Annotated in this window: 14 protein-coding genes; 3 read left to right on the top strand and 11 right to left on the bottom strand. The window is 66.3% G+C overall.

What is annotated here, in order from left to right; all coding sequences use genetic code 11:
• Positions 1-92 precede the first annotated feature (92 nt).
• Together K8U54_RS15940 and K8U54_RS15945 are read right to left on the bottom strand one after the other, a co-directional pair.
• Entirely contained in the window at positions 93-3,047 is a 2,955-nt protein-coding gene (locus K8U54_RS15940) for a sensor histidine kinase (RefSeq protein ID WP_249906730.1), read from the bottom strand.
• Positions 3,048-3,098: 51 nt separating this feature from the next.
• On the bottom strand, positions 3,099-3,275 hold the full coding sequence (locus K8U54_RS15945) for a hypothetical protein (RefSeq protein ID WP_042556252.1): 177 nt from the start codon (positions 3,273-3,275) through the stop codon (positions 3,099-3,101).
• Positions 3,276-3,555: 280 nt separating this feature from the next.
• Between K8U54_RS15945 and K8U54_RS15950 the strand changes: the two genes are divergently transcribed.
• Together K8U54_RS15950 and K8U54_RS15955 are read left to right on the top strand one after the other, a co-directional pair.
• On the top strand, positions 3,556-6,024 hold the full coding sequence (locus tag K8U54_RS15950; protein WP_249906731.1) for a circularly permuted type 2 ATP-grasp protein: 2,469 nt from the start codon (positions 3,556-3,558) through the stop codon (positions 6,022-6,024).
• On the top strand, positions 6,021-6,908 hold the full coding sequence (locus K8U54_RS15955; RefSeq protein WP_249906732.1) for a transglutaminase family protein: 888 nt from the start codon (positions 6,021-6,023) through the stop codon (positions 6,906-6,908). Before K8U54_RS15950 ends, K8U54_RS15955 begins: the two co-directional genes overlap by 4 nt.
• 8 nt (positions 6,909-6,916) lie before the next feature.
• Here K8U54_RS15955 and K8U54_RS15960 read toward each other — a convergent pair whose 3' ends face one another.
• The 8 genes from K8U54_RS15960 to K8U54_RS15995 form a co-directional block, all read right to left on the bottom strand.
• Positions 6,917-7,210, bottom strand: coding sequence for a hypothetical protein (locus K8U54_RS15960; protein WP_249906733.1), 294 nt, complete (start codon positions 7,208-7,210; stop codon positions 6,917-6,919).
• Between the two features lie 324 nt (positions 7,211-7,534).
• The gene (locus K8U54_RS15965; protein WP_249906734.1) at positions 7,535-8,866 is read right to left on the bottom strand and encodes a DUF58 domain-containing protein; all 1,332 of its coding nucleotides are present in this window, start codon (positions 8,864-8,866) and stop codon (positions 7,535-7,537) included.
• A 25-nt stretch (positions 8,867-8,891) separates the two neighbouring features.
• Complete coding sequence (locus K8U54_RS15970; protein ID WP_249906735.1) at positions 8,892-9,941, bottom strand: AAA family ATPase; 1,050 nt, start codon at positions 9,939-9,941, stop codon at positions 8,892-8,894.
• Positions 9,938-11,164 carry a DUF4350 domain-containing protein gene (locus K8U54_RS15975; RefSeq protein WP_249906736.1) on the bottom strand — a complete coding sequence of 409 codons (1,227 nt, stop codon included), beginning with the start codon at positions 11,162-11,164 and terminating at the stop codon, positions 9,938-9,940. The genes K8U54_RS15970 and K8U54_RS15975 overlap by 4 nt, the downstream gene beginning before the upstream one ends.
• Positions 11,161-12,723, bottom strand: a complete 1,563-nt coding sequence (locus tag K8U54_RS15980; RefSeq protein WP_249906737.1) for a DUF4129 domain-containing protein — start codon at positions 12,721-12,723, stop codon at positions 11,161-11,163. The genes K8U54_RS15975 and K8U54_RS15980 overlap by 4 nt, the downstream gene beginning before the upstream one ends.
• Positions 12,710-13,690: a stage II sporulation protein M gene (locus K8U54_RS15985; RefSeq protein WP_249906738.1), complete on the bottom strand. Its 981-nt coding sequence runs from the start codon at positions 13,688-13,690 to the stop codon at positions 12,710-12,712. The genes K8U54_RS15980 and K8U54_RS15985 overlap by 14 nt, the downstream gene beginning before the upstream one ends.
• Positions 13,687-14,412, bottom strand: coding sequence for an RDD family protein (locus K8U54_RS15990; protein WP_249906739.1), 726 nt, complete (start codon positions 14,410-14,412; stop codon positions 13,687-13,689). The genes K8U54_RS15985 and K8U54_RS15990 overlap by 4 nt, the downstream gene beginning before the upstream one ends.
• A 90-nt stretch (positions 14,413-14,502) precedes the next feature.
• Positions 14,503-15,258, bottom strand: a complete 756-nt coding sequence (locus tag K8U54_RS15995) for a hypothetical protein (RefSeq protein WP_249906740.1) — start codon at positions 15,256-15,258, stop codon at positions 14,503-14,505.
• Positions 15,259-15,447: 189 nt separating this feature from the next.
• Between K8U54_RS15995 and sbcB the strand changes: the two genes are divergently transcribed.
• The gene (sbcB, locus tag K8U54_RS16000; RefSeq protein WP_249906741.1) at positions 15,448-16,893 is read left to right on the top strand and encodes an exodeoxyribonuclease I; all 1,446 of its coding nucleotides are present in this window, start codon (positions 15,448-15,450) and stop codon (positions 16,891-16,893) included.
• Between the two features lie 130 nt (positions 16,894-17,023).
• On the opposite strand, the gene mvaT is transcribed toward sbcB, so the two are convergent.
• A complete protein-coding gene (gene mvaT, locus K8U54_RS16005) occupies positions 17,024-17,407 on the bottom strand; it encodes a histone-like nucleoid-structuring protein MvaT (protein ID WP_249906742.1) in 384 nt (127 codons plus the stop codon).
• Between the last annotated feature and the right edge of the window lie 301 nt (positions 17,408-17,708).

Below are 17,708 nucleotides of genomic sequence, written 5' to 3' on the forward strand. Positions count from 1 at the left end.
AAACGAATTCTCTCGACGGTCTCGGAACCTGCTTCCTGGTGCTGCAGCCAAGCCCGGCCGCGCGCACTCCCGGGAATGCGGTTCTTCGGAATTTAGTTCGCCAGTGGCATTGCCTCGATGTGCCGCGGCAGCGTCACCCGGATGCGGGTGCCACGTTGCTGCTCGGGGTCGATCGGGCTGTCGATTGTTATCTGGCCATAATGCTCTTCCACGATGGAATAGACCAGCGCGAGGCCGAGTCCGGTTCCTTTTCCCGGGTCCTTGGTGGTGAAGAACGGCTCGAAAAGCCGGTCCATCACGCCCTTGGGAATACCGCTGCCCTCGTCCTCGACGATCAGGTCGACGGTGTGCTCGGACGCCTCGCTGCGCACGCGGATCGCGCCGCCGGCAGGCGAGGCGTCGCGGGCATTGCTGAGCAGGTTGATCAGCACCTGGGCCAGGCGCTGGGGGTCGCCTTCGGCGCGGTGCGCGGGGTCACAGAGGTTGAAGAACTGCACGTCGACGCTGCGCCGGTTGAGGGCCAGCAGGCCGATGGCTTCCTGGGCGATTTGCGCCAGGCACACCGGCTCGTCGGCCTGCTGGTGGTTGCCGGAGTGGGCGAAGTTCATCAACGAGTGGACGATGCGCGTGACCCGCTTGGTCTGTTCGAGGATCTGCCCGCTGATTTCGGTCAGCTCCGGGTCGTCCTCGCGTTCCTCGCGCAGGTTCTGCGCCAGGCAGGCGATGCCGGTGATCGGGTTGCCGATCTCGTGGGCCACCCCGGCGGCCAGGCGGCCGATGCTGGCCAGGCGTTCGGAGTGCACCAGCTTGTCCTCGAGCATCTGGGTTTCCGTGAGGTCCTCGACCAGCAGCACCAGGCCGCTGTTGCCGGGTGCCAGGGGCTCGTCGATGGCCGCCTTGTGCAGGTTCAGCCAGCGGGTCTGGCCGTCGAGGGCCAGGCGCTGCTTGTGCAGGTGCTCGTCGGGAATCTCGGTGAAGCTCTGCAGCAACTCGCGCCAGGGCTCGGCCAGGGTCGACAGACGCGAGCCGACGATGCGCTGGGCGGGGATCTCGGTGAGTTCTTCCATGGCCTTGTTCCACATCAGGATCTCGTGATCCTTGGCCAGCGAGCAGACGCCCATGGGCAGTTCCTGCAGGGTCTGGCGGTGGTAACGGCGCAGGGCATCGAGCTCGGCGGCCAGGCCCGTGAGGCGCGAGTGGTAGTCCTCCAGGCGGCTCTCGATGAAGTGGATGTCCTCGGTCACGTAGCCTTCGCTGCCGGACTTGTAGGGCAGGAAGGATTCGATGATGTCCTGGGCCACGCTGGGGCCCATCAGGCCGGACAGGTTGGCCTCCAGGCGGTCACGCAGGCGGCGTAGCGCGTAGGGGCGGCTCTCGTCGAAGGGCAGGTGCAGGTCGCGCAGGGCCTGTTCGACCTCGCGCTGGGCGGTCTTGGCGCCAAGCGGCTTGGCCAGTTGGGCAGCGAATTCCTGGGGTGACAGGGCCAGCAGTTCGCGGCGTTGCGGGCGGCGCACGTTGTCCACCGCGCAGGCCTCGGCGGCGCTGTCTTCCTCGGGGCTGGAGTCGGTGAACACCGACACCAGGGTGAACACCAGCACGTTGATGGCCAGCGAGGCGATGGCCGCTAGGTGCCAGCTGCTGTCATCGAGCACGTAGACTAGGTCCAGCACCGGCACGTACAGGCCGGGCAGGGTACCGAGCAGCGGCAGCAGCATGCTGACGCCCCACACCGCGATGCCAGCCAGCAGCCCGGCGATGAAACCGCGGCGGTTGGCGGTCGGCCAGTACAGCACCGAGAGCACGCCGGGCAGGAACTGCAGGGTGGCGACGAAGGAGACGATGCCCAGGTTGGCCAGGTCCTGCTGGGCGTCGAGCAGGTTGTAGAAGGCGTAGCTGGCCAGGATGATGGCGACGATCAGCGCGCGGCGCGTCCATTTCAGCCAGCGGTAGATGTTGCCTTCGGCCGGCGGCTGGTAGAGCGGCAGCACCACATGGTTGAGCAGCATGCCGGACAGCGCCAGGGTGGTGACGATGATCAGCCCGCTGGAGGCCGACAGGCCGCCGATGTAGGCGATCAGTGCCAGCGTCGGGCTGTCCACGGCGATGCCCAGGCCCAGGGTGAAGTACTCCGGGTTGGTGGTCGAGCCCAGGCGCAGCCCGGCCCACAGCACCAGCGGCACGGCCAGGCTCATCAGCAGCAGGAACAGCGGCAGGCCCCAGCTGGCGCTGACCAGTGCGCGCGGGTTGAGGTTCTCGGTGAAGGTCATGTGGTACATGTGCGGCATGACGATCGCCGAGGCGAAGAACACCAGCAAGAGGGTGCGCCACGGACCCTCCTGCAGCGGCGTGTGCAGGCTGGCCAGGGCAGCCTGGTTGAGCACCAGCCACTGCTCCAGCTCGCGCGGGCCGTCGAATACCGCATACAGCGCGTACAGGCCGATGGCGCCCATGGCCAGCAGCTTGACCACCGACTCGAAGGCGATGGCGAACACCAGGCCTTCGTGTTTTTCCCGGGTGGCCAGGTGGCGGGCGCCGAACAGGATGGTCACCAGGATGAACAGCCCGCAGAACGCCAGGGCGATCTGCGGTTGCACCGCTTCGCGGGTGAGGATGCCGATGGCGTCGGTCACCGCCTGGATCTGCAGGGCCAGCAGCGGCAGCACGGCGATCAGCATGCACAGGGTGCTCAGCGCGCCGGCCCAGGTACTGCGGAAGCGGAAGGCGAACAGGTCGGCCAGTGACGACAGCTGGTAGGTGCGGGTGATGCGCAGGATGGGGTAGAGCAGCACCGGGGCGAGCAGGAAGGCGCCGGTTACCCCCAGGTAACTGGCCAGGAAGCCGTAGCCATATTGGTAAGCGAGGCCGACGCTGCCATAGAAGGCCCAGGCGCTGGCATACACGCCCAGCGACAGGGTGTAGGTCAGCGGGTGGCGGATCAGACGGCGGGGGATCAGCCCGCGGTCGGCGCACCAGGCGACGGCGAACAGCACGAGCAGGTAGGCGGCGCTGATCAGCATCAGCCCACCGAGGCTAAAGTTCATCGGCATTCACGGCTCGGCGAGTCAGGGGAGGCGGCGGGGTTCGGCTGGCGCCTCGGTTCAGAGCTCATCGGCATCGCGCTGGCTCTGCAGGATGAAGGTCACCACGATCAGGATCAGCCACAGCATGTAGGGGCGGTACCAGGCGCCGTTGGGGTCGATCCACCAGTCCATGATGGCAGGCGAGAACAGGTAGATGCCGACTACCAGAATCAGAACCAATCGATAGATATACATGCCGCGTCTCGCTACTGAGTGTGCCGATGGTAACGGAAGCGCGGGGCGCTGGCTAAGGGGCGTTGCTCGGCCCGTTCGCCCATGCCCTGGTCGCCTCGACAATCCCATGGCTGGCGCTGCTGCTGGCGCATATCTTGCTGGTTGATCGCGCCTGGCAACTGGGCAGCGCCTGGTCCAGCTGGCATTCTTGACGATCTGCAGCCCCCTGGCGGGTGGCAGCAGCTACGCTTTCACGGCGCGCGGCAGCGCCGCGCCATCGACGGACTGCTCTGGGACATCCATGCCTGACTTGCTTGCCGGTTACCTGCCTGACGAGGCCGCCTACGACGAGTTGCTCGACCGCCAGGGGCAGGTGCGTGCGCACTGGCGGCCGGTGCTGGATCAGCTGCGGCGCAACACGCCCGCGCAGTTGCAACAGCGCCAGGCCATGGTCACCCGGCAGATCCAGGCCAACGGCGTCACCTACAACGTCTACGCCGATCCCGACGGCGCCGACCGCCCCTGGGAGCTGGACCTGCTGCCCAATCTGCTGCCCGCGGCCGAATGGCAGGCCATCGCCGCGGGCGTGGCGCAGCGTGCCGGCCTGCTCGACAAGGTGCTGGCCGACCTTTACGGCCCGCAGCACCTGCTGGCCGAGGGGCTGCTGCCGCCGGAGCTGGTGTTCGGCCACGAGAGCTTCCTGTGGCCGTGCCAGGGCGTACAGCCGCCCGGTCGTACCTATTTGCACCTGTATGCCGTGGACCTGGCCCGCTCGGCGGACGGCCAGTGGCAGGTGATCGCCGATCGCACCCAGGCGCCGGCCGGTGCCGGCTTCGCCCTGGAGAACCGGCAGATCATCTCGCGGGCCTTTCCCGAACTGTACCGCGACCTTGGCGTGCAGCACCTGGCCGCCTTCTTCCGTACCCTGCAGGACACCCTGACCAGCCAGGCGCCGGCCGGCAACGACACGCCGCTGGTGGTGGTGCTGAGCGCCGGGCGGTTCAACGAGAGCTACTTCGAGCACCTGTACCTGGCGCGCCAGCTCGGCTACCCGCTGGTGGAAGGCAGCGACCTGACCGTGCGCGATGCCACGCTCTACCTCAAGACCCTCGCCGGGCTGCAGCGGGTGCATGCGGTGCTGCGCCGCCTCGATGACGATTTCTGCGATCCCCTGGAACTGCGCAGCGATTCGGCACTCGGCGTGCCCGGGCTGCTGGAGGTGGTGCGCCAGGGCCGGGTGCTGATGGCCAACGCCCTGGGCAGTGGCCTGCTGGAAGCCCCGGGACTGAGCGGGTTTCTGCCGGCGATCAGCGAGCGCCTGCTCGGCGAGCCATTGCTGTTGCCCGGCCTCACCAGTGCCTGGTGCGGGGAGGCGACGGTGCTGGCGCAGGTGCTGGAAGACCCGCCGGGCTGGCTGATCCGCCCCTGTTCAGCGGCCCAGCGTCTGGCGGCGGGGCAGGGCGGCAATCCCGATGCCGATCACCTGCGCCAGCACCCCGAGGCCTATGTGGCCCAGGCGCCGGTACAGCTGTCCCAGGCGCCGGTGTGGCTCGGCGAGCAGGGTATGCAGCCGCGTGCCATCGGCATGCGCGTGTTCGCGGTGGCCAGCGCCGACGGTTACCGGGTGATGCCTGGCGGCCTGACCCGGGTGGCCGTGGCGAGCGATGGCGAGGTGGTGTCCATGCAGCGCGGTGGCGTCAGCAAGGACACCTGGGTGCTGGGCGAACGCCAGGCGCCCGGTGAGCAATGGCAGGGCACGCGCGCCCTGGGCGCTGCCGATCTGGTGCGCAGCGACCCCTACCTGCCCTCGCGGGTGGTGGAAAACCTGTTCTGGTTCGGCCGCTACAGCGAACGTTGCGAGGACAACGCGCGGCTGCTGCGCATCATGCTGGCCCGCTACGTCGATGACGAAGACGACCCGCGGGCATTGCAGGCGATGTTCGCGCTCGCCGAGAAACTGGGCACCTTGCCCGATGAGGCCCACGGCACCCTGGAGGCGCGTTTGCGCGAGGCGCTGCTCGGCAGCGAGTGGCCCGCCAGTGTGCGCGTCAATCTGCAGCGCCTGCAATGGACGGCCGGCAGCGTGCGCGGCAAGCTGTCCCAGGCCAACTGGCAGGCCATGGTGGAGCTGCAGCGCGACCTGCAGCGCCTGGAAGGGCGTGAGGGCGACCTCGGGCAACTGCTGGACGTGCTCAACCGGCTGATGATCTCCCTGGCCGCGCTGTCCGGTTTCGCCCTCGACGACATGACCCGCGACGATGGCTGGCGCTTCCTGATGATCGGCCGCTGCATCGAGCGGCTGCAGTTTCTCTGCGATAGCATCGGCGGCTTCCTGCGTATCGGCGCCAGTGACGACGCCGCAGCGCTGGACTGGCTGCTGGAACTGGGCAACAGCTCGATCACCTACCGCACCCGCTACATGGCTTCCGCGCAACTGATTCCGGTACTCGACCTGCTGCTGCTCGACGAGCGCAACCCCCATGCCGTGCTGTACCAGCTGCGCTTGCTGTTGCGCGCCCTGAAACGCCTGGCCGAGCGCTTCGAGATGCCGGGCAGCCCTGAACTGGCGCAGCTCGAAAGACGCTTGAGCGCTTTCGATCTGCACAGCCTGGAAAACCCCTTGTTCGGTGCCGGCGGCATTCGCGCCGTGCTCGAGGGGCTGGCCGGGCTGCTCGACGCCATTGGCCAGGCCGCCGGCACGGTCTCCGAGCAGCTGAGCCTGCGTTTCTTCGCCCATGTGGCCGCCAGCCAGGGAACCCAGTCGTCATGAGCCGGCGTTACCAGGTGCTGCACGACACCCACTACCGTTACGCGGCGCCGGTTTCCCTGGCCCAGCAGCTGGCGCACCTGGGGCCGCGCGACTGCCCGTGGCAGCGCTGCCTGGCGCAGGATCTGCAGGTCAGCCCGCCACCCTGCCAGCGCCTGGATGGCCGCGACGTGTTCGGCAATCCGCTGACCCGGCTGGCCTTCGAGCGGCCCCATGATGCCCTGCACGTGCGCGCGCAGCTGACGGTCGAGGTGCTGCCGCGTCGCCCCGTCGACCTGCCAGGCTCGCCGCCCTGGACCGCCGTGCGCCAGGCCCTGCGCTACCAGCGGCGCGCCTGGCCTGCGGATGCTCTGGAAGCCGTGCGCTATCGCTTCGCCTCAGCCTACGTGGGCCTGGAACCGGCCTTCGAAGCCTTTGCCGCCGAGTGCTTTTCGCCCGGGCGACCGCTGCTGGAAGCGGTGCAGGCGCTGATGCAGAAGATCCATGGCGAATTCGCCTTCGATGCGGGCGCCACCCTGGTGGCCACACCGCTGCTCACCGTGCTCGAACAGCGCCGCGGGGTCTGTCAGGACTTCGCCCACCTGATGCTCGCCTGCCTGCGTTCCCGGGGGCTCGCCGCCCGCTATGTCAGCGGCTACCTGCTGACCCAGCCGCCACCTGGGCAGGCGCGGCTGGTGGGGGCCGATGCCTCCCACGCCTGGGTATCGGTGTACTGCCCGCACAACGGCTGGGTGGACTTCGACCCGACCAACAACCTGCTGCCGGCGCTGGAGCACGTCACCCTGGCCTGGGGACGTGATTTCGGCGACGTGTCACCCCTGCGCGGGGTGATTCTCGGCGGCGGCCATCATGACCCGGACGTCCAGGTGACGGTCACGCCGCTGTAGGGCGGGGTTCAGCCTGCGATCACCCGGATAACGGCGATCAGCTGGAAGGCGCAGAAGAAACCAAGGGCGATGCGCAGTGGCTTGGAGAGGTTGGCGCCGAGGCTGTCACGCAGCGGCTGCAGCATGAACTGCGGGGTCAGGGCCAGGCCGATCACCAGCGATACCACGGCGAACATCGAGAAGAACTCGCTGCTCATCGGCGGCACGCCCGAGGCGAAACCGTACAGCAGGCAACCAATGGCCACGGCGAAGAAGGCCGCGGAAATCAGGCGCTCCTTGGGTGTCCAGGACGAAAAGTTCACGGGCGTAGGCTCCACAGGCATAAACGATGGAGCGCAGTATAAGGAATGGCGTGCGTGTGGGCAGCCGCCGGTAACAAAGTAACGGCAGCCGGGCGAGCGGTGCCCTCGGCCCAAGAGCCTGTTCACGATCTATCGGCCCCACTTCAGCGTTTTGATTGCAATGTGGCGCAAGTGGCCTTTCGTAGGGTGGACGACGCTTTACCCGTCCACCGCTCTGCGATCGCAATTGTGGACAAAAAGAGCGTTGTCCACCCTACGCTGGGAGCGGCCGCTTCTGTCTTTTTGCAGTCTCTTTAATGTCGCCTAAAACACCGTGAACAGGTTCTAGAGTACGCCGGCTTTCTTCCAGGCCAGGTAGCGGTTGACCAGCTCCGGGCCCAGCTCACCGGGGCGGGCGTCGAGCACTGGCACGTTATGGGCCGCGAGGCGCTCGTGCAGGCTGTTGCGGGCGTTGAGGTAGTCCACGGCGCCGCAGTAATTCAGCGCCGACTCGTAATCCTGCACCTGGGTATGGCGCAGGGTGTCGAGCACCTCTTCGCGTAGGCTGGCGATCAGCACCCGGTGGCGCCGTTCGAGGCGCTTCACGGCGCCGAGCAGATCCTCGTCGTCCTCGTCGCGCAGGTTGGTGATCAGCACCACCAGGGCGCGCCGGTTCTGGCGCGAGAGCAGGGCGTCCACCGCATCGCTGTAGTCGGCCGGACGCTGGCTGCTCTGCAGGTCATACACGGCGTTGAGCAGCACGTTGACCTGGGCCTGGCCCTTGACCGGCGGCAGGTAGCGGCGCTGCTCGCTGGCGAAGGTCATCAGCCCCACCGCGTCGCCCTGGCGCAGGGCCACGTAGCCCAGCAGCAGGCTGGCGTTGAGGGCATGGTCGAAGTGCGACAGCTCGTCGTCCTGGCTGCGCATGCGCCGGCCGCAGTCGAGCAGAAAGAGGATCTGCTGGTCGCGCTCGTCCTGGTATTCGCGGGCGATCGGTGTGCGTTTGCGGGCGGTGGCCTTCCAGTCGATCTGGCGTAACGTGTCGCCATCGCGAAATTCGCGCAGCTGATGAAATTCCTGGCCCAGGCCGCGACGCTGGCGCTGGCGCACGCCCAGTTGGCTGATCCAGTCGTCCACGGCCATCAGCTGGGCGCCGTACAGGCGGGCGAAGTCCGGATAGACCCGGGTTTCGTCGCGCAGCTCGAGGGTGCGGCGCGATTGCCACAGGCGCAGCGGGCTCGGCAGGCTGACTTCACAGCGCGGCAGCACGAAGTGGCCACGCACCAGCGGGCGCACCCGGTAGGTGAAGGTGGTGTGCTCGCCGGGCCGCAGTTCGACCCTCTGCGGCATGTGCTCGACGGCCATGTCCTGGGGCGCGTGATCGAACACCTCGATGTGCAGGCCGTTCTTGTAGGCATGCTCGGCGCTCAGGCGCACGTCGCTCCAGCGGCCCAGGGGCAGATTGCCCGGCAATTGCCGGTGCAGGCGCGGCGAGGGCAGGCGACGCAGACGCAGTGCGTCAACCAGGGCTGCCAGCGCAAGCAGTAGCAGGGCGCCCCACCAGAGGGTGGTGAGGCGTTCGGGCACGGCCACCGACAGCGCGTCCAGGGCACCGAGGACGATGGCGACCACGAGCAGTCCGGCCAGCAGGCGCAGCAGGGTGGAAGAGGGCTTCATGCCGCTTTATCCCGGTTCGATTCGGTCATAGACGGGGTGCAGGCACCTGGTCGAGCAGTTGCAGCAGAACCTGGTCGACCGACAGCCCTTCGAGGTCCAACTCCGGCGACAGGCGCACGCGGTGGCGCAGCACCGCCAGGGCGCACCCCTTGATGTCGTCGGGCAACACGAAGTCGCCGCCGCGCAGCAGGGCGCGGGCGCGGGCGCCGCGTACCAGGGCGATGGACGCCCGCGGGCCGGCACCGATGGCCAGGCCCGGCCAGCTGCGGGTGGCACGAGCCAGGCGCACGGCGTAGTCGAGCACCTGATCGTCGAGCGGCAGGTCGCTGGCGATCTTCTGCATGATCAGCACGTCCTTGGCCTGCAGCAGGGTGCGCAGCGGGGTGACGTCGAGCATGTCGGCCTTCGGCGAGCGGGTGACCTGGCGGACCATGTTCAGCTCTTCGTCCTGCTCGGGGTAATCCATGTGCAGCTTGAGCATGAAGCGGTCGAGCTCGGCTTCCGGCAGCGGGTAGGTGCCTTCCTGCTCGATGGGGTTCTGGGTGGCCAGCACCATGAACGGCAGCGGCACCGCCAGCGGGCGGCCTTCCAGGGTCACCTGGCGCTCCTGCATGACTTCCAGCAGGGCGGCCTGGGTCTTGGCCGGCGCGCGGTTGATCTCGTCGGCGAGCAGCAGGTTGGTGAAGATCGGCCCCTTGCGCAGCTTGAACTGCTCGCTCTGCAGGTCGTACACGGCGTGGCCGGTGATGTCGCTGGGCATCAGGTCGGGGGTGAACTGGATGCGCGCGAACTCGCCGCCGAAGCAGCGCGCCAGGGCGCGCACCAGCAGGGTCTTGCCCAGGCCGGGTACGCCTTCGAGCAGCACGTGGCCACCGGCGATCAGGGCGGTGAGCACGTCGTCGATCACCGCCGTCTGGCCGATCACCGCCTTCTGCAATTCCTGGCGCAGGCCCTGGGCCAGCTGGCTGGCGCGCTGGCGCTGCTGGGCGATGTTGCTGGCCGCCGGAGCGGCTGCCGGCGCAGTGGCCTCTTCGCTGATCGGACTGCTCGGCTGGTCGGGGATATGTTCGCTCATAACGCATTCCTGAGTGTTTGCAGGTGGGCGACCTGGCGGGTGAAGTCGCTGGCGGACAGGCGTTTCTGGCCCAGTGGGCGCATGGCCTGGCTGATGATTGTTGAAGGTTGGCGGCTGAGGCGACCGAGTATCTGCCACTGGTCGGCCACGGCGAGGCGTTCGAAACCGGGGTGGCGACGGCGGGCACGGCGCAGGATGTCCTGCTGCAGGTTGCTCAACAGGCGCTGCTGGCCGCCCTGGCGCAGCAGGAAATCGGCGCCGGCGCGCAGGTGTTCCTGCAGTTGCCGGCGGCTGGCCGGTTGCGGCTGCAGCAGCGGCCCGTGGCGCTGGCCGATGTGCCACAGGGCCAGCACCAGTAGCAGGCCGAGGGCCAGCAGCGCAGGCGCGAAATGACGCTGCAGCAGTGTCAGCAGGCCATCGCGGTCGGCGTTGTAGACCAGGGTCACGGCGCTGTCCTGGCTGAGGTACCAGAGCAGCCAGGCGTTGTCGTAATCGCCCAGATTGGCGTTCTGCCAGATCCAGGCGTCGGTGACGATGCTGATCAGCCCGTCGCCGTGGTAGATCTGCAGCAGGTGGGTGGCTTCACCGCTGTTGGCCCAGACATGGGCCAGGTTGTTGGCATCATAGAGGTGGAAGTCGGTATCGAAACCGATATAGGCCGGTGCCTGCTCGTTTTCCAGGTACAGCTTGGTCAGGTCCGGGTAGGCATCGGCCGGTTCCTCCTGATCTTCCTCGCCTGGCGGCGCCGGGTCCTGCTCGTCGGTAGCGCTGTCGCTTGGCTCCTCGGCTTCGTCCTCGTCGAGTTTCTCGACCGGGTACTGCTGCACGTTGAGGGTGTCGAGCAGCCCGTCGCCGCTCTTGCCCTGTTCTTCGTCCCACATGCGCTCGGCGATGAACAGCAGGTGGCCACCACGGGCCGTCCACTCCAGCAAACGCTCGTTCTGCCGAGGCGTCAGGTTGCTGCGGTTGGCGAGCAGCAGCAGGGTGTGGCCGCGACTCGGCAGGGTGTCCAGGCCGCTGAGGTTGTCGGCGCGGGTCACCTGCAGCCCTTGCTTGTGCAGAAACTGTTCGGCGGCCAGGTAGGGATTGGCGCGTGCCTCGGGTGACGGGCCGTGGGTGACCACCTCCTCGTAGGATTCGGCGCGTTGCAGCAGGTAGTTGCCGAGCAGGCCGAGGGCCAGCACCAGCAAGGCGCCAAGGCCCAAGCGCAAGGTGCGGCTCATGGGCGGCCCCCCTGTTCGATCAGGCGTCGCCAGTCATTGCACAGCACCGGGCACAGCTCGGCCGGTGGCAGGCGATGGCCGTAGGCGAGGTTCTGCCAGTGGCGCGTCAGGGTCTGGCTGAAGTTGCTCAACTCCGGATCGTCGAGGCCGTCGACCAGCGGCAGCACCTCGGCTTCGGTGTGAGAACTCTTCAGGGGCAGTTTGTGGTCGTGAATCAGGCGGCTGAGCAGGGCACGGTAGAGCAGGCCCAGGGCGGCGCGCGGGTCTTGTTGCCAGAGACGCTCGGCGTTGCCGGCCACGTCGTCCGGCAGGCTTTCCGGCACCACGTCCAGGCCGAACAGCTGGTCGGGTGACTCGCTCCTGTGCGGCAGCTTGAGCCGCGCGCGGCCGACGAAGGTGCCCAGCCATTCGCGGTAGCGCCACAGCACCAGGGCGATGACGCCGATCACCAGGGCCCACAGGGCGGCCTCGAAGAACAGCGCGAGGCCTTTCAGGGCGCCCCAGTTCTCGATCATGTCGAGCAGTTTCTGCAGGTTCTCGGGCGGCTCGGGCTCCTCTTTGCTGGTCTCGTCGCCGAAGCGCCAGCGGGTCACCGTTTCGCGGTTCTCGAACGGCGGCGCGTCGAGAATCTGCAGCGCCGCTTCCCGTGAAGCCTGGCTGGTCAGTGGCTGGGCGAGCAGGCGCGCGGCGTCCGGCCCATTGGGGTCTTCGCTGGGCAGCGGGCAACTGGCAGGCGTGTCGGCGAAGGCCGGCGTCGGCGCCTGCAGCGCCAGCACGCCGACGCCCAGCAGCAGGGCGTAGGCGACGCCGGTCAGGCGCTGGCGCAGGCGCCGGAAGGTCAGCTCGATGTCCCAGCCTTCCAGGGCGGTACGCCGGTTGAGGTAGAGGCTGAAGCCACCGGCGACGTAGATCGGTCCCCAGAGGATCAGCAGCAGCGCGTAGCCGAGGTTGGACAGGTGCTCCAGCCACAGCCAGTCGCTGGTGTCGCCATTGATCAGGCTCTGCCAGTCCCACTCGGTGGAGACCTGGGTCGGGATAAGCAAGTAGACCAGGCTGCCGAGGCCGATCCACAGGGCGGTTTCCAGGTGCATGCCGACCACGGTCAGCCAGGTGGCCGCGCCGGCGTCGCGTTGCGCCAGTACGTTGAGGCGCTGGGTACGCGCCTTGCCCTTGAGGCCTTCGAGCTGCAGCACCGGCAGGTCGAAGCTGCGCGTCGGGCTCAGGCGGCGCCAGGTCAGGCTGGCCAGCAACTGTGGCTTGAGCAGGCCGGGAAAGGCTTTCAGTGCCTGCTTGAGGGTCGGCGCTTCGCCGAACAGCGAGCGCGACAGGATGTACAGCGGCAGCCGCTCGTAGGCCGGCTTCAGCCACCAGAAGACGAACATCGCCCAGGACGGGTATTGCCACAGCAGCGCACAGAGCACCGCAAAGACCGGCAGGGTCACCGCGGCCCAGCTGGCCATCAGCAGACGGCGATGCTGGCGGGCCATCAGCACGCCGAGGTCGATGGCTTCCCAGGGGGTACGCGGGCGAATCGCCACGCTGGCGTCAGTCAGGCGCATGGTGCCTCCTGCCAGCCAGGCACAGGTACCCCAGCACCAGCGCCCACAGGCCGGCACCCACCCAGTATTTCACCGTGGGTGTCGAGAAGGTCATGGACGACCAGTAGGCTTCGATAAAGGCCGCGATCAGCAGAAACAGCGCGGCGCCGCCGAGCAGTCGCACGGCGCGGATCGCCGCCAGGCGCAGCGCTTCGCCGCGTGGCAGGCGGCCGGGGGCGAGCAGCGCCCAGCCAAGCTTGAGGCCCGCGGCGCCGGCCAGGGCGATGGCGGTCAGCTCGAAGGCACCATGGCCGATCACGAACGACCAGAAGGTTTCGCTGTAGCCGAGTTGCGTCAGGTAGCCGGCCACCGCGCCGATCATCAGGCCGTTGAACAGCAGGAAGAACAGGCTGCCGACGCCGAACAGCAGGCCGCTGGCGAAGGTCTGGAAGGCGATGCCGATGTTGTTCATGATGTAGAAGCCGAACATCATCCAGTCGTCCCCCGAGTCGCGCTCGCCAAAGCGGCCCAGGCGCGTAGTGTCGGGGTCGTACATGCTTTCCATCTCGCTGACGCGGGCCGGATCCATGACGCTGTAGACCAGGTCCGGAAACAGGTAGACGAGGCTGCCCATCAGCGCCAGGCTGCCGAAGAACAGCAGGCTGGCGATACCCACCAGGCGCCACTCCTCACGCACCAGGCGCGGGAAACCGGCCAGCACGAAGCCGATCAGCTGCGGGCCGATGGCGCTGCGGTGCCGGTAGAACTGCTGGTGGCCGCGCAGGGCCAGGTGTTGCAGTTCCTCGATCAGGTGGTTGCTGTAGCCGCGAGCCCTGGCCAGTGCCAGGTGCTGGCAGAGGCGGCGGTACTCGGCTGCGAAGGTGCGGCTGTTTTCCGCATCGCGGCCGCCGGCTTCGAGGCGCGTGAGCTGCTCGGCGAAGGCCTGCCACTGGGGCTGATGACGGTTCTCGAAAAGGCTCTGTTTCATGTCGGGCCCAACAAGCCGCGGGCGATGCCGTTGATGCGCTGTTCCGCCTGGCTGGCGTCGACCTGCAGCGGCTCGGCGAGAATGCCGGCCAGCTCGGCGCGGCGTGCGGTGGACAGGCCTTCGCCACGCTCGGCAAAGGCCAGGACCGCACGTTGCTCGGCGAAGTCCAGCACGAAGGGCGCCGGCAGGGCGTCGGCCTCGGGCAGGTTGGGCCGTTCGATCGGTTGCTCGCGGTAGACCACCAGGGTGCCGGCGGCGATGTCGCCGAGGCGTTTGAAGGCGCGATTGCTCAGGCAGCTGATGATGCCCAGGGTGTAGGCGAACGGCAGCAGGTCGACGAAGCGCAGCAGGTTGCGGGTCAGCGACGCCGGCCAGCCGATCGGTGTGCCATCGTCATGCACCACGCGCAGGCCGAGCAGTTGCTTGCCCGGCGAACGGCCCTGGTTGAGCACCTCGAACAGCACCATGTACCACCAGGTGACCAGAAACAGCGCGATGGTCGCCAGCCCCATGCCCAGCTGGCCGAACAGGCCGAGTACCAGGTAGACGATGGCGAGGATGGCGCCGCGGATCAGCAGGTCGATGGTGAAGGCCAGGGCGCGCGGCACCAGCCCGGCAGGACGCAGCGCGAGGTCGATCCCTTCCGGGGTTTCCACCTGATAGCGCGTGTCCAGCACGGCCTGCTGGGGTCGGGAAGAAGGGGAAACGGAGGAAGCTGGCATCGTCACGTCGTAGGGAGCAAAGCCCGATGCTAGCCAGCAGCGGGGCAGTAAGCAACCAGGCCGCGTCAACGCGGCCGGTGCCACGTGTGCTTAGCGAGCGACGGGCAGGACGCCGAAGATGGTGCGATACAGCACGCCCATGACCATCACGAACAGCGGAATGGTCCAGATCAGGCCGATGCCCAGCGGGATGGCGCTGACGGTGACGATCAGGCCGAGCAGCAGGAACAGGCCGAAGACCTTGAACCAGTGCTGGGTGATGGCCTTGCGCGAGGCTTCCATGGCCTGCCACGGCGACAGGCCGCGCTCGACGATCAGGGGGATCGCCAGCATGTAGGCCACCGCCAGGTAGATGCCGGGGATCAGCAGCAGGATCATGCCGAGGTAGATCAGCACCATCATCAGCACGGCGGCGATCAGCAGCGGCACCAGGCTGCCGAAGTGGCTGAAGATTTCGTTGAAACTGAACGGCTGGCCAGCGGCGCGGCGAATACCGACCATGTTCAGGCCGGCGAAGAACGGGTAGCTGACCGCGGACGCAATGATGGTGGTCAGCAGCTGACCGATGATGATCAGCACCAGGTTGTCGCTGAACAGGCTGAAGATGCCCAGCACGGCACCGACTACGAACGAGGCGACCAGGATCGCCACGTAGAAGATCAGGAAACCACCGATGATGATGCCCTTGGTGCCCTTGGTCAGTTGCCAGGCTTCGCTGAGCAGGCCGCCTATGGTGAAGTCGTAACCGCGGCTCAGGGCCTGTTCGACGCTCGGTGCGTGATCGCCAGTGGGCGCATCCTGCAGTTGGCTGGTGGGAACGGCATAGGGATTGGTAGCGTCACTCATGATTCATCCTTGGCGAGCGGAATAAGATTGTTTCCTGATATTAATGGTGTTGCAAATAGTGAACAAGGGGTGGCTCGCCGACTTTGTCTGCAGCCGTGAACGCCATCAAGCTTTTTCCCAACCCTGATGGTTTGTGGTCGGGGGACAACGAACCTAGACTGCCACGCTCATTCGCTACAGGAGTCCGCTGTGCCTTCCAGCCTGTTCTGGTACGACTACGAAACCACCGGTATCGACCCGCGCCGGGATCGCCCGCTGCAGGTCGCCGGTATCCGCACCGATGAGCAGCTCAACGAGATCGAGGCGCCGGTCAACCTGTACTGTCAGCCCAGCGACGATATCCTGCCCCATCCCGCGGCCTGCATGATCACCGGCATCGGGCCGCAGCGTCTGGCCAGTGAGGGCCTGGCTGAAGCCGAGTTCATGACCCGCGTGCACGCCGAGCTGGCACGGCCGGGCACCTGCGGCGTGGGGTACAACAGCCTGCGTTTCGATGACGAGGTGACGCGCTACAGCCTGTATCGCAACTTCTTCGACCCCTATGCCCGCGAGTGGCAGGGCGGCAACAGCCGCTGGGATCTGATCGACATGGTGCGCACTGCCTATGCGTTGCGCCCCGAAGGCATCCAGTGGCCCCAGGACGAGCAGGGCGTCAGCCTCAAGCTCGAGCGGCTTACCGCGGCCAACGGCATCGAGCATGGCCAGGCCCATGACGCGCTTTCCGACGTGCGCGCGACCATCGCCCTGGCGCGTCTGATCCGCGAGCGCCAGCCCAAGCTCTATGACTACCTCTACGGGCTGCGCAGCAAACAGCAGGTGCTCGACCAGATCCGCCTGTTGCAGCCACTGGTGCATGTGTCCGGGCGTTTTTCCGGGGCGCGGCATTACCTGGCGATCGTGTTGCCCCTGGCCTGGCATCCGCGCAACCGCAATGCCCTGATCGTCTGCGACCTGCACCTCGAGGCGGCGCCGTTGCTGAACGAAGATGCCGACACCTTGCGCCGTCGCCTCTATACCCGTCGCGATGAGCTGGCTGAGGGCGAGCAGCCGGTGCCGCTCAAGCTCGTCCATATCAATCGCTGTCCGGTGGTCGCACCGCTGGCAGTATTACGCCGCGAAGATTGCCAGCGCCTGCAGCTGGACAAGGCCGAGTTCCACGCCCGTGCCCAGCGGTTGGTGGATACTCAGCAACAATGGCGAGACAAATTGCCGCAGGTATATGCAGAGGAAAGTTTCGCAGCGGTGATGGATCCGGAGCAGCAGTTGTACGACGGCTTTATCGGTGACCGTGATCGGCGACTGTGCGAGCAGGTTCGCAACAGCGACCCGATGCAATTGGCGACCCACGCCTGGCCATTCGATGATGCGCGTTTGCCCGAGTTGCTGTTTCGTTACCGGGCTCGCAACTTTCCCACCACCTTGAACAGTGAAGAGCAACTGCGCTGGTACAGCTTCTGCCGTCAACGACTTACCCAGCGTGAATTGGGTGCGCCGAATACGCTGGCGAGTTTCGAGGCGGACATGGTGGCTTATCTGACCAAGGCGACAGATAGTCAGCGCTTGATATTGCAGGCCTGGATCGAGCATGCCCATCAGTTGCGCAAGCGATATGGACTACAACATCAAGGGGCATAATGGGAATGCCACCCGGTGAATCACCTGATGTGGCCAATGGAATCTTTCTATTGAGGTGATTCGAATAGGCGCCCATAAAAAACGCCAGCGATGCTGGCGTTCTTCATGGACTCACCGCCCCGGTCTGGCATTAGCCCAGCAGGGTGGCCCAGCCTTCGACGACGTCAGCGCCCCACTTGGCTTTCCACTCTTTCAGGGTCTTGTGGTTGCCACCTTTGGTTTCGATGACTTCACCGGTGTTCGGGTTCTTGTATTGCTTAACCTTGCGTGCACGTTTGCTGCCAGTGGCTGCTGCTTTACCTGTAGTGCGTGGTGCTTTGCCGGCTTTGGCTTCCGGATCGAGCAGGGCAATGATGTCGCGCAGCGACTTCTGATATTCACCCATCAGCGTGCGCAGCTTGCCTTCGAACTCCAGTTCCTTTTTCAGCTTGTCGTCTTGCGACAGGCTTTTCAGGCGCTCTTGCAGTTCTTTGATGTTTTCTTCGAGGCTGCGGTATTCGGTGATCAGCGACATATGTGTACCTTTAATGCAATGCAAGGGAGGGGGTGACCAAGTGTTGCTTATAGTAGACAGGGGCCGGTTTCAAGTAAACCGCTTTGTAGTAAACAGACGTATTTGCACGAGGGAAGTTGCACCGTGCCGTCAACAATTCAGTGCGTTTAATTTAATTGCTACTTAAAAAATGGGTATTTAACCGGTTGCCGTACCCAGGGAGAATCTATTGAAGCAATTGCCGCCGCCCTTGTTTTTTGGCGGCGGGGCCGCGCCCGCCGGTGGTCGGTGGGGGCCATCACGAGATACTGCAGTTTTTCGT

Source organism: Pseudomonas fulva (assembly GCF_023517795.1).
Classification (GTDB): Bacteria; Pseudomonadota; Gammaproteobacteria; order Pseudomonadales; family Pseudomonadaceae; genus Aquipseudomonas; species Aquipseudomonas fulva_D.